The organism is Streptomyces sp. NPDC012474 (assembly GCF_042955185.1).
Lineage (GTDB): Bacteria > Actinomycetota > Actinomycetes > Streptomycetales > Streptomycetaceae > Streptomyces > Streptomyces cahuitamycinicus.
On record NZ_JBIBEP010000020.1, the window covers coordinates 146,468 to 160,446 of the forward strand.

Below are 13,979 nucleotides of genomic sequence, written 5' to 3' on the forward strand. Positions count from 1 at the left end.
GGTCACGCGGGGCGCTCGCGCACGTCCACCAGGGTGCCGCCGGCGTGGGCGACGAGATCCTCGGGGGCCATCGGGAAGACGGCGTACGGCGTGCCGGCCGCGGCCCAGACGACGTCGTGCTCCAGCAGGGACCGGTCGGCGAGCACCCGGGTCCTGGTCCGGTGCCCGAAGGGCGGCACCCCGCCGATGGCGTACCCGGTGGTCTCCCGCACGACGTCCACCTTGGCCCGGGTGACCTTGTCGGCGCCGAGTTCCTTGCGGACGAGCTCCAGGTCGACACGGGAGGCCCCGTCCATGAGCACGAGCACCGGCACCCCGTCCGCGGCGAAGATCAGCGACTTGCAGATCTGGCTCAGCTCGCACCCGATCGCGGCGGCGGCCTCCTCGGCAGTGCGGGTGGCGTCGGGAAAGCGGCGTACGCGGCCCACGAGATCCCCGATCCCGAGTTCCCGCAGGGCCTCGGCGAATCGGGGGTGGGCTCCGGAGCCCTCGGCGTCAGTGGCGGCTGTCGTCGTCATGCCCCGCACGCTAGCGGTACGTGTACGGGACACGCGAGGCCGTTTCAGCCGGTGGCCTCCTCAGGCCGGACATCGGCGAACTCCCACCAGGCGAGCGGCAGCCAGTCGCCGTCGACGAAGCCGTCGACGGATCCGCCGGTGCCCTGGATGGCCACACGGGTCCCGACCGGGTAGGTGGTGCCGGACAGTCCGGAGACCGCCACGAGAAGGGTGCCTATACGACGTGACAAAGCCCTACTTCCTTTCTCCTCTGGGTGCAAATCGTCTCATCATGCACCAGCCTGGTATATGAGCCACGGCACAGATGGAGGTGCTTGACGATGAGGGCTGTCGTATACAAGGGACCCTTCGAGGTAGCGATAGAGCAAGTGGAGGATCCACGGATTCAGCACCCGAACGATGTACTCGTCCGGGTCACGTCAACGGCTATCTGCGGCTCCGACCTGCACATGTACGAGGGCCGCACGGCCGCGGAGCCGGGCATCGTGTTCGGCCACGAGAACCTCGGGGTCGTCGAGGAGACAGGAGAGGGGGTCACCAGCCTCAGCAAGGGCGACCGGGTGGTCATGCCATTCAACGTGGCCTGCGGGTTCTGCAAGAACTGCTCGGCGGGTTTCACAGGCTTCTGCCTGACGGTGAACCCGGGCTTCGCCGGCGGCGCCTACGGCTACGTCGCGATGGGGCCCTACACCGGAGGGCAGGCGGAGTACGTACGGGTCCCGTACGCCGACTTCAACTGCCTGAAGCTCCCGGAGGGCACCGAGAAGGAGACCGATTTCGTCCTGCTCGCGGACATCTTCCCGACGGGCTACCACGGCAACGAACTGGCCGACGTACGCCCCGGTGACACGGTCGCCGTGTACGGCGCCGGTCCGGTCGGGCTGATGGCCGCCTACTCCGCGATGCTGCGCGGTGCGAGCAAGGTGTTCGTGGTCGACCGGGTGGCGGAACGTCTCCAGAAGGCCGAGGAGATCGGCACGGTCCCGATCGACTTCACCCAGGGCAACCCGGCGGAGCAGATCAAGGAGCAGACCGACGGCCAGGGAACCGACAAGGGAATCGACGCCGTGGGCTACCAGGCCCAGGCGCAGGGCGAGGACCGCGAGGAACCGGCGATCGTTCTGAACTCCCTGGTCGAAACGGTCCGCCCGACGGGCGCGCTCGGCATCCCCGGCCTCTACGTCCCGAGCGACCCGGGCGGTCCGGACGAGCAGGCCAAGAAGGGCATGCTGATGGTCTCCATCGGGCGCCTCTTCGAGAAGGGGCTCCGCATGGGCACCGGGCAGTGCAACGTCAAGCGGTACAACCGCCACCTGCGGGACATGATCATCGAGGACCGTGCGAAGCCCAGCTTCGTGGTCTCGCACGAGCTGCCGCTCGACCAGGCTTCGTCGGCGTACGAGAAGTTCGACAAGCGCGTCGAGGGCTACACGAAGGTGGTCCTCCACCCGCAGGCAGCTTAGGCAGCCCGGGCCGGGCCGACAGTCAGTCGGTGACGTACGCGAGGAACGACACCCACGTGGCGGAGGCGACCGCCACGTGGGGAGTCCCCGGGGTCTTGGAGTCCCGGATGTGGATCATGGCGGGGGTGTGGGCGACCTCGACGCAGTCGCCGGGGTCAGGTCCGCTGCTGTAGCTGCTCTTGACCCAGTGGAGTTCCGTGGCGCTCATAGTCTCCCCAGCGCTTGCTCAATGAAGGCCAGCGACTCCCTCGGAGAGAGAGCCTGCGCCCGGATCATCCCATAGCGCAGTTCAAGGAGCCTGAGGTCCCGAGGGCTTGAAACGGGGCGGCCGTTGAACGCACCGTCGGAACGCCCGACCCCTGTGCCGTCCGAGAACCTCAGCACTTCGATCAGCCCGTGCATACCGGCATGCTCCTCGCGATCAGTCGGCATCACCTGGAGCGAGACGGTCCGCAACTCCCCCACCTCCAGCAGGTGTTCGAGTTGTCGACGCAACACCATTCTGCCCCCGAGGGGGCGTTCGAGCGTCACCTGTTCTTGGACGAAACTCAAAGCGGGAGCAGGGTCCCGATCAAAGACGGACTTCCGAGCGACCCGCGCTGCGACGGCGCGTTCCACCACGTCTCGCGAGAGCGCCGGGAGTCGGTTCTCGAACATCGCCTCCGCATACTCGGGCGTCTGCAACAGGCCGTGGACGTGATGCGTGCTGTAGAGCAACATCTCCACCGCCCGCTCCTCCAACTGGGCAAGTTCGCGAACGCGCTTGGGATACCGAGCCCTCTCCATGTCCTTCATGAACGCCCTCAGATGCCCCTGGGCGTTCAGCACCTGGTCCGCCCTGTCCAGGTACTCCGGTCGCGGAATCCGCGCTCCTCGTTCCATCTTGCGGATCATGTCCTCGCCATAGCCGAGCACCTCACCCAACTCGGCGACCCGCATCCCCGCCGCCTCCCGGCACACCTTCAGCAGCTTCCCCACCGCCTGGACCAGCGGCTCGATCTCGTCGCCCGGCTCGACATCCCAGCCGGCCTCGTCGACAGCCTCGTTCATGCCCCACCTCCATCGCGCAGCCGTACCCGTACAACGCCCGGGACAGCCGAGACAGCACGAACAAGCTCCGGACAGTAGTGGTACGCACACCCGCTGCGGCCGATCGCTGCGCGCAGACTCCGCCACGCTGAGTCACATGAACCAGGAGACCACCATCCGCAACATCAGCCTTCTGCTCTCCCCCACACCTCGGGGAGCCCGGCTCGCCCGGCTCCTCGCCACGGAGCAACTCCGCGCGTGGGGACTGCCTTTGGGCCCTGCGGAGCAGATCATCGCCGAGCTCGCGACCAACGCCGCCACACACGGGCGCGTCCCCGGCCGGGACTTCCGGCTGACCCTCTACGTCGTCGGCGGCACCCTCCGTATCGAGGTCACGGACACGCGCGGCGACCGGCTTCCCCATCCCTCCCGGCCGGCCCCGGACGCCACCACCGGCCGGGGCCTCCTCGTCGTGGCCGCCCTCGCCGACCGCTGGGGCGTGACACCGGGTCCGCACCCGCGCAAGACAGTGTGGGCCGAAGTCGACGTGCCCAAGTGAAAGGCCGGTGAGGGCGCACCGTCCCCACGATGCCCTCACCGGCCGGTCTTCACGGACTGTCAGACGCGGACCAGTTCCCTGTCGCCGTCGTCGTCGCCGGAGGCGGCGCGCAGGCCCTCGCCCTCCACGTCGACGTTCGGCAGGACCCGGTCCAGCCACTTGGGCAGCCACCAGGCCTTGCGGCCGAGGAGCGCCAGGACGGCCGGGACGATGGCCATGCGGACGACGAACGCGTCGAAGAACACCGCGATCGCGAGGCCGAAGCCGATCATCTTGACCATGGACTCGGACGAGCCGATGAAGCCGGCGAACACGGCCATCATGATGACGGCTGCGGCGGTGACGACCCGTGCGCCGTGCCGGAACCCGGTGACCACGGCCTGCGTGGGCTCCTCACCGTGGACGTACGCCTCCCGCATCCGGGTCACGAGGAACACCTCGTAGTCCATCGCCAGGCCGAAGACCACGCCGACCATGAAGATCGGCATCATCGACATGACCGGTCCGGTCTGCTCGACGCCCATCAGGCCGGACAGCCAGCCCCACTGGAAGACCGCGACGACCGCGCCGAGGGCCGCCATCACCGACAGCAGGAAGCCGAGGGCCGCCTTCAGCGGGACCAGGATCGAGCGGAAGACCACGATCAGCAGGAGGAAGGCCAGGCCGACGACCAGCACCAGATAGGGCACCAGCGCGTCGTTGAGCTTCTCGCTGACGTCGATGTTCATCGCCGTGCTGCCGGTGACCAGGACGTTCGCGTCCGTGTCGGCCTTGATGCCCGTGCCCGCGTCCCGGATGCCGTGCACCAGGTTCTCCGTCGTGACGGAGGACGGCTTGGAGTCGGGGATCACGGTGATGGTGGCGGTGTCACCGGCCTTGTTGGGCTGCGCAGGCGTGACGGTGACGACGTCCTTCAGGCCCTTGATCCGGTCGCCGGTCTCGGCGAAGACCGCCTTGGGGTCGTCGCTGTCCTTCGCGTCGACGACGACCATCAGCGGGCCGTTGAAGCCCGGTCCGAAGCCCTCGGACAGCAGGTCGTAGGCGCGGCGCTGGGTGGTGGAGGTGGCCTGGGAGCCGTCGTCGGGCAGGCCCAGTTCCAGGGAGGCCGCCGGGACGGCCGCCGCGCCGAGGCCGACGACGCCGAGCAGCAGGACCGCCACCGGACGGCGTACGACGAAGCTCGCCCAGCGGGTGCCCAGGTTCGGCTTGGCCGGCTCGGCCTGCTTGTTCTGCTCGTCCTGCTTCTTCGCCCGGCCGAGGAGCTTGCCCTTCTCCCCCATCGGCTTCACCTTCCGGCCCGCGTATCCGAGCAGTGCCGGCACCATCGTCAGGGCGATCAGCACCGCGATGGCCACCGTGCCCGCCGCCGCGATGCCCATCTTCGTCAGCATGGGGATGTTGACGACGGACAGGCCCACCAGCGCGATGACCACGGTCAGGCCGGCGAAGACCACCGCGGAACCGGCCGTGCCGACGGCCCGGCCCGCCGCCTCCTCGCGTTCGCGGCCCTCGGTCAGTTCGGCGCGGTAGCGGGAGACGATGAACAGGGCGTAGTCGATGCCGACGGCCAGGCCGATCATCATCGCGAGGGTGGAGGTGGTCGAGCCGAGGTCCAGCGCACTGGCCAGGCCCGTGATGGCGGAGACGCCGATGCCCACGCCGATGAGCGCCGTCAGCAGCGGCAGCCCGGCCGCCACCAGCGAGCCGAAGGTGATGACCAGGACGACCGCGGCGACCGCGATGCCGATGATCTCGCTGGAGCCGGTGTGCGGGACCGCCTGGAGCGCGTCACCGCCGATCTCGACGGTCAGCCCGGCCTTGCGCGCGTCCTGCGCGCTGTCCTTCAGGGCGTCCTTCGCCGCGTCGTCCAGCTCCATGCCGGAGACCTTGTACGACACCTGCGCGTAGGCGATCGTGCCGTCCTTGCTTACGGCCTTCGCCTGGTACGGGTCGGTGACGCGGACGACCTCGGAGCCGTCGGACAGCTCCTTCACCGTGTCCTGGACCGCCGCCTTGTTGCCGGGGTCGGTCATCTTCTCGCCGCTCGGCGCCTTGAAGACGACGCGTGCGGTGGCCCCGTCGGCACTGGTGCCGGGGAAGCGCTGCTCCAGCAGGTCGAAGGCCTTCTGGGCCTCGGTGCCGGGAATGGAGAACGAGCTGTTGCCCGCGGTGGGGGCACTGGCCGCGCCGACACCGGCGAGGGTCAGCAGGGCCACCCATATCAGGGCGACGAAATGCCGCCGCCGGAACGAGAGCCGGCCGAGTTTGTAGAGGAAAGTGGCCACGAGGGCGTACTCCCGGTCAGTCGTGGGATCTTCAGGGCAGGGGTCATCAGCCCGACGACGTGAGCGGAGACGTCAGGTAGGGGCTAGCTGAGGGGGACTACTCGGTGGGCACGCCGAGGGCGGGGAGGACCACGGCGTCGATGTACGAGATGAGGAACTGTTGTGTCGGCGGCTGGTCGTCGATCAGCGTGCGCGTCACGAACGCACCGATGAGCAGGTGCATGAAGTAGCCCAGCGCCGGACAGTCGGCGCGGACCTCGCCTCGGTCGACGGCCCGCCGCACCACCCGGTGGAACTCCTCCATCTCCGGCTCCACGAGAAGTTCCTTGAACGCCTGGAGGAGGTCCGGATTGGCGTGCACCGCCATGAACAGGCCCCGCATCAGCGCGGCGTTCTGCTGCATGGTGCAGTCGTCCTCACGGGAGGTGAGGGCGTGCAGGTCGCCCCGGAGGGACCCGGTGTCGATGTCGGAGGTGTTGCCCGGCTTGTTGTGCCGGATCGCCTGCGCCACCAGCTCGGGCTTGCCGCCCCACTGGCGGTAGAGGGTGGCCTTGCTGGACCGGGTGCGCGCTGCCACGGCGTCCATGGTGAGGGCGTCGTAGCCGACTTCGCGGAGCAGGTCGAGCACGGCCGTGTAGAGCTCGGCCTCTCGCTCGGGGGTGATCCGACTGCGACGCGCGGCGGCGACCTCAGTCATCTCTCTCACCTTCCTGACTGCGAACGACACGGTTTCGTACAGCACGAAGATAGCGCACCCTCCATGAAAACGAAACCGTTTCGTACGTGCGCTGGGTCATGGGCAGGCTTATGCCTTGAGTTGCCCTGGTCCGTCCCCCGGCAAAGCATGAGGACGTGACCTATCTGCGTCTGCCACACCTCCGTGACGACCTGCTGTGCTTCGTGGCCGAGGACGACCTCTGGCTCGCCCCGCTCGACGCCCCCGGCCGGGCCTGGCGGCTCACCGCCGACCGCACCAAGGCGGGCCACCCCCGCTTCTCGCCCGACGGCCGCCACCTCGCCTGCACGAGCTGGCGCAGCCTGGTGCCCGAGGTCCACGTCGTCCCGGTGGACGGCGGCCCGGGCCGCCAGGTGAGCCACTGGGGCAGCGCCGACACCCGCGTCTGCGGCTGGACCCCGGAGGGCGAGATCCTGGCCGTGGCCTCGCACGGCGAACCCTTCTCCTACTACACCTGGGCCTACAAGATCTCCCCCGCCGGCGACCCGGGCCGCAAACTGCCCTGGGGGCCGGTCGCCGACATCCAGGTCGCCGACGTCGCCGGGGAGCGCACCTCCCTGCTCCTCACCGGCACCCCGCCCCACGAACCGGCCTCATGGAAGCGCTACCGCGGCGGCGCCACCGGCCGGCTCTGGCTGCACGGCGAACGGCTCCTCGAAGGCCTCGACGGCCATCTGCACTCCCCGATGTTCGTCGGCGGCCGCATCGCGTTCCTCTCCGACCACGAGGGCGTCGGCAACCTCTACTCCATCGCCTACGACGGCTCCGGCCTGCGCCGGCACACCGACCACGATGCCTTCTACGCCCGGCACGCCGCGAGCGACGGCGCCCGGGTGGTGTACCAGTGCGCGGGCGACCTGTGGATCGTCGACGACCTGTCCCCGGGCTCCGGGCCGCGCCGGCTGGACGTACGGCTGAGCGGGCCGCGGACGGGCCGGCGCCCTTACCAGGTCGCGGCCTCCCGGCACGTCGACGGGCTCTCCGTCGACGAGACCGGGCGGGCCAGTGCCGTCGTGGTACGCGGCAGCCTGTACTGGCTGACCCACCGGGACGGCCCCGCCCGCACCCTCACCGACACCCCCGGCGTCCGGGTGCGGCTGCCCGAGATGCTCGGCGCGAGCGGGCGGGTGGCGTACGTGACGGACGCGGAGGGCGAGGACGCGATCGAGATCGCCTCCCTGCCCCGGGCGAGCGGCGAACGGGCACCCCGGCGGCCGGCCCGGGCCGCACTGGGCCGGGTCCGCGAGCTGGTCTCGGACCCGGAGGGCGAGCGGCTGGCGATCGCCTCGCACGACGGCCGGCTCCTCCTCGTCGACGTCACGGAGGGCTCCGGCGGGGAGGTCACCGAGCTGATCCGGTCGGTCAACGGGCCCGTGCACGACCTCGCGTTCTCACCGGACGGGGCATGGCTGACCTGGTCGCACCCGGGCATCGGGCGGACCCTGCGGCAGATCAAAATGGCCCGGCTCGCCGACCGGCTGATCGTCGACGTGACCAACGGCCGCTTCGAGGACGAGAACCCGGTCTTCACGCGCGACGGCCGCTACCTCGCCTTCCTGTCCTGGCGCGGCTTCGACCCCGTCTACGACGTGCACACCGGCGACCTGTCCTTCCCACTGGGCTGCCGCCCGTACCTCGTACCGCTGTCCTCCGCGACGCCCTCCCCGTTCGCGGTGAACCCGGAGGGCCGCCCGGCCGCCGGGGGCCTGGACCCGGTGGAGGACGACGACAACGGCGACAACGGGGCCGTGACCGTCGAGGCCGAGGGGCTGGAGAGCCGTGTCACGCCGTTCCCGGTGGCCGCCTCCAAGTACTCCGCGCTGCACCCGGTGGCGGGCGGCGGGCTGGTGTGGCTGCGCTGGCCGATCTCGGGCGCCCTCGGCGAGACGTTCGCCAACCCGGACGACACCACCGGCCGGCCGACCCTGGAGCACTTCGGCATCACCAAGGCCAGGAAGACCGAACTCGCCCAGCACCTCGACTGGTTCGCGGTCAGCGGCGACGGCAGCCGGCTGGTGATCGTCGACGAGGGCGAACTGCGCGCGGTCCCGGCCACCGAGCAGGGCGACAGCGACTCCACCGTGTGGATCGACGCGCGCCGCATCCTGCACACGGTCGACCCGGCGGCGGAGTGGCGGCAGTCGTACGAGGAGGCCGGGCGGCTGATCCGGGCCCACTTCTGGGATCCGGGCATGTGCGGCATCGACTGGGACGGGGTGCTCGACCAGTACCGCCCCCTGGTCGAACGGGTCGCCTCCCCCGACGAGTTCGCCGACCTGCTCCGCGAGGTCCTCGGCGAACTGGGCACCTCCCACGCCTACGTCACCGCCGCCCGGCGCAACGAGGGCCCGCCGCACTACCAGCGCCGGCAGGGCCTGCTGGGCGCCAACTTCGTCCGCAGGAACGGCGGCTGGACCGTGAAGCGGATCCTGCCCGGAGACTCCTCCGACTCCAAGGCCCGCTCCCCGCTGGCCGGTTCGGGCATCCGGGAGGGCGCGGTCCTCACCCATGTGGACGGCCGCCCGGTGGATCCGGACGCCGGCCCCTACCCGCTGCTGGCCGGCGCGGGCGGCACGACGGTGGAGCTGACCTTCGACCCGGCGGAGGGCTTGGCGGAGGGCTTGGCCGGGAGCCCGGCGGAGGGCTTGACGGAGAGCCCGGCGGAGGGCTTGGCCGGGAGCCCGGCGGAGGCCTTGGCGGAGAGCCCGGCGGAGGGCTTGGCCGGGAGCCCGGCGGAGAGCCCGGCCGGGAGCCCGGTGGAGGCCTTGGCGAAGAGCCCGGCTGAGGGCGGTGGCCCGCCCCGGCGGGTCGCCGTCGTCCCGCTCGTCGACGAGCGGCCGCTGCGCTACCAGGACTGGGTGGCCAAACGCCGGGCGGTGGTACGCGAGTTGAGCGGCGGACGCTGCGGCTATCTGCACATCCCCGACATGGGCGGCTCGGGCTGGGCGCAGTTCAACCGCGATCTGCGCATGGAGGTGTCCCGGCCCGCCCTGATCGTGGACGTGCGCGGCAACGCCGGCGGTCACATCAGCGAGCTGGTCATCGAGACGCTGAGCCGGACCATCCTGGGCTGGGACCTGACCCGCGACGCCCAGCCGGTGTCGTACACCTCGAACGCGCCGCGCGGCCCGGTGGTGGCCCTGGCCGACGAGGCGACCTCCTCCGACGGCGACATGATCACCGCCGCGTTCAAGCTGCTGAAGCTCGGCCCGGTCGTGGGGCAGCGCACCTGGGGAGGAGTGGTCGGCATGACCGGCCGCCACGAGCTGGGCGACGGCACGGTGATCACGGTGCCGATGAACGCGGCCTGGTTCGAGGCGTACGGCTGGTCGGTGGAGAACAAGGGCGTCTCCCCCGACATCGACGTCCTGCGCACCCCGCTGGACTGGGCGGAGGGGCGGCACGCCCAGCTGACCGACGCGGTGGAGCTGGCGCTCGGACTGCTGGAGAGCAACCCGCCGGCGACGCCGCCGACCTACAGCGACGTACCCGACCGCTCCCGTCCGAAGCTGCCGCCCAGGACGTGAACGCCCGGGGCCGGGACGTGACACACAGCCCGGGCCCGGAGGTCACACACGCCCGGCCTTGAGGTCACACACGCCCGGCCCTGAGCTCACACACGCCGGCCCTGAGGTGACACACGGGAAAGGGGCGTCCCGCACGGGGGCGCCCCAGTCCGCTCAGCACGCTACGTCAGGCGTCGAAGTCCTGGTCGAAGCGGTCCTCCTGCTCGCGCTCACGGTCGCGCTGCGGCTCCGTGCGCTCACGGTCGCGCTGCGGCTGCGAGGGGTCCATGTCCTCGTCACGCCGGCGGTCGCGGCCCGGCACCTGCTCGCGAGCCTGCTCCGCCTTCTGGCGAGCCTGGTTCTGCCACTGCTCGGACTTCTCCTGGAACTGGTCCTTCATACCCATGTGGGTTCACTCCCGTTGGGGGTGAGGGGATCTGGCTCGTCCAGATTCACACGGGCCGTGACGCTACGCATGTCGATCACTTACGGAGCGTAGTGCGCTGCTGCTCGTCGGCCGCTCCACCGGCCCCGACCAGGCCCGTGCGCATGCCCGTCAGCCGGTCCGCGAACCGCCGCATCTCGCGCTGGCCCACCGTCCCGATGACCGCGGGCAGGTAACCGCGCACGCCCTGCATCCCCCGCAGCCACCGCTGCCCGTACACATGGCTCGACCTGCGCTCGATCCCCTCCACGAGCCGGTCCACGGCCGGCCCCAGCGGGTAGGTCTTGTTGGACGGCCAGGGCAGCCGCTGCCTCAACTCCCGCATGACGTCGTCCTGGTCGGCCCCGCGCACCATGTCGGTGTCGGTCCACGACAGGTACCCGACGCCCACCTTCACGCCCCGGTGCCCGACCTCGGCACGCAGGCTGTGCGCGTACGCCTCCACGCCCGACTTGGACGCGCAGTACGCGGTCATCATCGGAGCCGGGGTGATCGCGGCGAGGGACGCGATCTGCAGCAGATACCCCCGGCTCCGCAGCAGCGACGGCAGGAAGGCGCGGCCGGTCACCGCCGAGCCGATCAGATTGACCTCGATCACCCGGCGCCAGGACTCCGGGTCGGAGTCGGCGAAGGGCCCGCCGGTCGCGACACCGGCGTTGGCGACGACGATGTCGACCCTCCCGAAGCGCTCCTCGACCTCACCGGCGACCCGGGCCATCGCCTCGTGGTCGGTGACGTCGGCGTGCCAGTGGTCGCTGTCGCTGTGCAGCCGCCCGGACACCTGCTTGAGCCCGTCCGGCTCCAGGCCGACCAGCGCCACCTTCACCCCGCGAGCGGAGAGCTTGCGGGCCAGCAACTCCCCGACCCCGCGCGCCGCCCCGGTCACCACGGCGACCTTCCCCTCAAGGCTCACCCTGCTCATGCGCTCTCCTCGGATACGACCTGGACGTGTGTGCGGACGAGTTCCCGGATGGTGTCGGTGACCAGTTCAGGCGCCTCGATGGGCGTCATGTGGCCGATGCCGGGCAGTTCGACGATGCCGGTGCAGTGCGGCAGCGCGGCGGCCAGAGCCCGGGCCTGCCCCGGCGGCGTCAGCCGGTCCGCCGTCCCGACGATCACGGCCGTGGGCACGTCCAGCTCCCGCACGCCGTGGTCCAGGTCCAGCAGATCCAGCACCTGCGACCAGGAGTAGCGGACCTTGCGGGGGCAGGCGTGCACGATCCGGGCGCACGCCTCGATCATGTGCGGGGCCGAACCGGGGCCCACGGTCCCGTACTTGAGGATCCGGCGCGCCAGCGGTGTGACCGGCCCGAGCGGGGCACGGGAGCCGAGGATGCGCCGGGTCAGCCAGGTCCGCACCCGCCCCGCCCTCATCGGCACGACGGTGGAAGCCGCGACCAGCTGCGAACTGCCCGTGCTGCACAGCAGGACCGCCGCCGCGTGCGCGCGGAACGCGGCTCTCGCGGAGGCCGCCATGACGGTCATCCCGCCCATGGAGTGCCCGGCGACCACAGCCTGTTCGCCGGGCGCGAGGGTCGCCTGGAGCACGGCTTCCAGATCGTCGGCGAGCGCCTCGGGGCTGCACGCCGGGCTCGCCGGGCTGCGCCCGTGTCCGCGCTGGTCGAAGGCGATGACCCGGTGGTCCGCGGCCAGGTCGCGGATCTGCGCCGCCCAGAACGCGGTGGAGCAGGTCCAGCCGTGGGCCAGGACGACGGCGGGCGCGCCCTCGGGCCCATGGACCTCGACGTGCAGCCGGGCGCCGTCGGCCGAGACTGCGGTCAGTTCACGCGCCGGGGCGGGCGGGGCGTAGGGGCCGGAGTCGACGTGCAGGAGGCGGCTCACGCTTCCACCCCGGCCTTCTCCTGCGACCCGATGCTCTGCCTGGCCGCGGGCGCCCGCAGGACGTCGTACTCCGCGAGGTCGACGCGCCGTGTCGCCCGCCGGAACTCGCCGGTCGTACCGGGCCAGATGGTGGTGTTGCGGCCGCTCGCGTCGAGGTACCAGCTGGTGCAGCCGCCGGTGTTCCACACGGTGCGCTTCATGCGCTCCTGCACCCGGTGGTTCCAGGCGCGCACCGCGTCCGGGCGGGCGTCCAGGGCCACCCGGCCTCCGAGGACGTCCAGTTGACGGACGTAGTCGGCCAGGTAGTTCAGCTGGGACTCGATCATGAGGATCATCGAGGAGTTCCCGAGGCCGGTGTTGGGCCCGATGATCGTCATCCAGTTGGGGAAGCCGGCCGCCGAGGCGCCGCGCAGGGCCTCCATGCCGCCCTTCCAGGTCTCGGCGAGGGTCCGCCCGTCGGCGCCCACGACCCGCTCGGCGATGGGCATGTCGGTGACGTGGAAACCGGTGCCGAAGACGATCGCGTCCACCTCGGCCTCACTGCCGTCGGCCGCGACCAGGGTGGACCCGCGGACCTCGGCGAGCCCGCTCGCGACCACGTCCACGTTGGGCTGCGCGAGCGCCGGGTAGTAGTCGCTGGACAGCAGGATCCGCTTGCAGCCGATGCGGTAGTCCGGGGTGAGCTTCGCCCGCAGCGCCGGGTCCTTGATCGAGCGGGCCATGTTGCGCCGGGCCAGCTCCTCGACGAGGCCGAGCTGCTTCGGATGCTTGGTGAACGCCTGGACCTGCAACTCCCGGATGCCCCACAGCAGCCCGCGCCTGATCTGCGAGGTGAAGGGCAGCTGCCGGTGCAGCCACCGCTCGGCGTCGCTGATGTTCCGGTCGACGCGGGGCATGACCCAGGGCGGGGTGCGCTGGAACAGCGTCAGGCGTGAGACCTCGGGCTGGACGGCGGGCACGATCTGGGCGGCCGAGGCCCCGGTCCCCACCATGGCGACGCGCTTGCCGCGCAGGTCGCAGTCGTGGTCCCAGCGGGCCGAGTGGAAGACCTTGCCCGGGAAGGAGTCCAGCCCCGGGATGTCCGGGATCTTCGGGTCCGACAGCGGCCCGGTCGCCGACACGACCATGTCCGCCGACAGGCTTCCGCTGCTGGTCTCGATGTCCCAGCACAGCCGCTCGGCGTTCCAGCTCATCCGCTTCACCTCCGAGTCGAAGCGGATGTGCGGGCGCAGCCGGAACACGTCCGTCACATGCTCCAGGTAGGCGCGGATGTGCTCCTGTCCCGAGAAGGCGCGCGGCCAGTCGGGGTTGGGCGCGAAGGAGAACGAGTACAGATGGGACGGCACGTCACACCGGCACCCCGGGTAGCTGTTGTCCCGCCAGGTGCCGCCGACACCGCTCGCCCGCTCCAGGACGACGAAGTCGGTGACGCCCTCGCGGCGCAGCCGCACGGCGGCCCCCAGCCCGCCGAACCCGGACCCGACCACCGCGACCCGCACATGCTCGTGTTCGCGCTCGCCCATGCCGACACCTCCACACACCACCAGAACCATGCCAGTGAACACTGGCGCAATGGGAGCGTAGGGCAGCTGCGTA

General features: G+C 70.9%; 13 protein-coding genes. 3 read left to right on the forward strand and 10 right to left on the reverse strand.

Features of this window, described 5'->3' with window-relative positions; genetic code table 11:
- Positions 1-2: 2 nt before the first annotated feature.
- Positions 3-518: a YbaK/EbsC family protein gene (locus ACFY9S_RS33575; protein ID WP_391136065.1), complete on the reverse strand. Its 516-nt coding sequence runs from the start codon at positions 516-518 to the stop codon at positions 3-5.
- A 44-nt stretch (positions 519-562) separates the two neighbouring features.
- Entirely contained in the window at positions 563-748 is a 186-nt protein-coding gene (locus ACFY9S_RS33580) for a hypothetical protein (protein WP_107457033.1), read from the reverse strand.
- A 90-nt stretch (positions 749-838) separates the two neighbouring features.
- Here ACFY9S_RS33580 and ACFY9S_RS33585 point away from each other — a divergent pair, with 90 nt between their 5' ends.
- Complete coding sequence (locus ACFY9S_RS33585) at positions 839-1,981, forward strand: alcohol dehydrogenase catalytic domain-containing protein (protein WP_391136068.1); 1,143 nt, start codon at positions 839-841, stop codon at positions 1,979-1,981.
- A gap of 22 nt (positions 1,982-2,003) precedes the next feature.
- Here the strand turns inward: ACFY9S_RS33585 and ACFY9S_RS33590 are convergent, their stop codons facing one another.
- Together ACFY9S_RS33590 and ACFY9S_RS33595 are read right to left on the reverse strand one after the other, a co-directional pair.
- Positions 2,004-2,189 (reverse strand): DUF397 domain-containing protein, encoded by a 186-nt coding sequence (locus ACFY9S_RS33590; protein WP_391136071.1) that lies wholly within the window; start codon positions 2,187-2,189, stop codon positions 2,004-2,006.
- Complete coding sequence (locus ACFY9S_RS33595) at positions 2,186-3,031, reverse strand: Scr1 family TA system antitoxin-like transcriptional regulator (RefSeq protein ID WP_391136074.1); 846 nt, start codon at positions 3,029-3,031, stop codon at positions 2,186-2,188. The genes ACFY9S_RS33590 and ACFY9S_RS33595 overlap by 4 nt, the downstream gene beginning before the upstream one ends.
- A 136-nt stretch (positions 3,032-3,167) precedes the next feature.
- On the opposite strand from ACFY9S_RS33595, the gene ACFY9S_RS33600 reads away from it, so the two are divergent.
- Positions 3,168-3,569 carry an ATP-binding protein gene (locus ACFY9S_RS33600; RefSeq protein ID WP_391136077.1) on the forward strand — a complete coding sequence of 134 codons (402 nt, stop codon included), beginning with the start codon at positions 3,168-3,170 and terminating at the stop codon, positions 3,567-3,569.
- A gap of 59 nt (positions 3,570-3,628) precedes the next feature.
- Here the strand turns inward: ACFY9S_RS33600 and ACFY9S_RS33605 are convergent, their stop codons facing one another.
- Together ACFY9S_RS33605 and ACFY9S_RS33610 are read right to left on the reverse strand one after the other, a co-directional pair.
- Positions 3,629-5,854 carry an MMPL family transporter gene (locus ACFY9S_RS33605; RefSeq protein ID WP_391136080.1) on the reverse strand — a complete coding sequence of 742 codons (2,226 nt, stop codon included), beginning with the start codon at positions 5,852-5,854 and terminating at the stop codon, positions 3,629-3,631.
- Positions 5,855-5,951: 97 nt separating this feature from the next.
- A complete protein-coding gene (locus ACFY9S_RS33610; RefSeq protein WP_391136083.1) occupies positions 5,952-6,551 on the reverse strand; it encodes a TetR/AcrR family transcriptional regulator C-terminal ligand-binding domain-containing protein in 600 nt (199 codons plus the stop codon).
- 155 nt (positions 6,552-6,706) lie between these two features.
- Here ACFY9S_RS33610 and ACFY9S_RS33615 point away from each other — a divergent pair, with 155 nt between their 5' ends.
- A complete protein-coding gene (locus tag ACFY9S_RS33615) occupies positions 6,707-10,117 on the forward strand; it encodes a S41 family peptidase (protein WP_391136086.1) in 3,411 nt (1,136 codons plus the stop codon).
- Between the two features lie 166 nt (positions 10,118-10,283).
- Here ACFY9S_RS33615 and ACFY9S_RS33620 read toward each other — a convergent pair whose 3' ends face one another.
- From ACFY9S_RS33620 to ACFY9S_RS33635, 4 genes are all read right to left on the reverse strand, one after another.
- Positions 10,284-10,502 carry a hypothetical protein gene (locus ACFY9S_RS33620; protein ID WP_102909958.1) on the reverse strand — a complete coding sequence of 73 codons (219 nt, stop codon included), beginning with the start codon at positions 10,500-10,502 and terminating at the stop codon, positions 10,284-10,286.
- Positions 10,503-10,578: 76 nt separating this feature from the next.
- A complete protein-coding gene (locus ACFY9S_RS33625; RefSeq protein WP_391136089.1) occupies positions 10,579-11,463 on the reverse strand; it encodes a short-chain dehydrogenase/reductase in 885 nt (294 codons plus the stop codon).
- Positions 11,460-12,383, reverse strand: a complete 924-nt coding sequence (locus tag ACFY9S_RS33630; protein ID WP_391136092.1) for an alpha/beta fold hydrolase — start codon at positions 12,381-12,383, stop codon at positions 11,460-11,462. Before ACFY9S_RS33630 ends, ACFY9S_RS33625 begins: the two co-directional genes overlap by 4 nt.
- A complete protein-coding gene (locus tag ACFY9S_RS33635) occupies positions 12,380-13,906 on the reverse strand; it encodes an NAD(P)-binding domain-containing protein (RefSeq protein WP_391136095.1) in 1,527 nt (508 codons plus the stop codon). Before ACFY9S_RS33635 ends, ACFY9S_RS33630 begins: the two co-directional genes overlap by 4 nt.
- Positions 13,907-13,979: the final 73 nt, after the last annotated feature.

Bases quoted from the DNA above. Each gene is read 5' to 3' on its own strand.
- ACFY9S_RS33620 (WP_102909958.1), bottom strand. From the start codon at position 10,502: ATGGGTATGAAGGACCAGTTCCAGGAGAAGTCCGAGCAGTGGCAGAAC.
- ACFY9S_RS33625 (WP_391136089.1), bottom strand. From the start codon at position 11,463: ATGAGCAGGGTGAGCCTTGAGGGGAAGGTCGCCGTGGTGACCGGGGCG.
- ACFY9S_RS33635 (WP_391136095.1), bottom strand. From the start codon at position 13,906: ATGGGCGAGCGCGAACACGAGCATGTGCGGGTCGCGGTGGTCGGGTCC.
- ACFY9S_RS33610 (WP_391136083.1), bottom strand. From the start codon at position 6,551: ATGACTGAGGTCGCCGCCGCGCGTCGCAGTCGGATCACCCCCGAGCGA.
- ACFY9S_RS33600 (WP_391136077.1), top strand. From the start codon at position 3,168: ATGAACCAGGAGACCACCATCCGCAACATCAGCCTTCTGCTCTCCCCC.
- ACFY9S_RS33575 (WP_391136065.1), bottom strand. From the start codon at position 518: ATGACGACGACAGCCGCCACTGACGCCGAGGGCTCCGGAGCCCACCCC.
- ACFY9S_RS33590 (WP_391136071.1), bottom strand. From the start codon at position 2,189: ATGAGCGCCACGGAACTCCACTGGGTCAAGAGCAGCTACAGCAGCGGA.
- ACFY9S_RS33595 (WP_391136074.1), bottom strand. From the start codon at position 3,031: ATGAACGAGGCTGTCGACGAGGCCGGCTGGGATGTCGAGCCGGGCGAC.
- ACFY9S_RS33585 (WP_391136068.1), top strand. From the start codon at position 839: ATGAGGGCTGTCGTATACAAGGGACCCTTCGAGGTAGCGATAGAGCAA.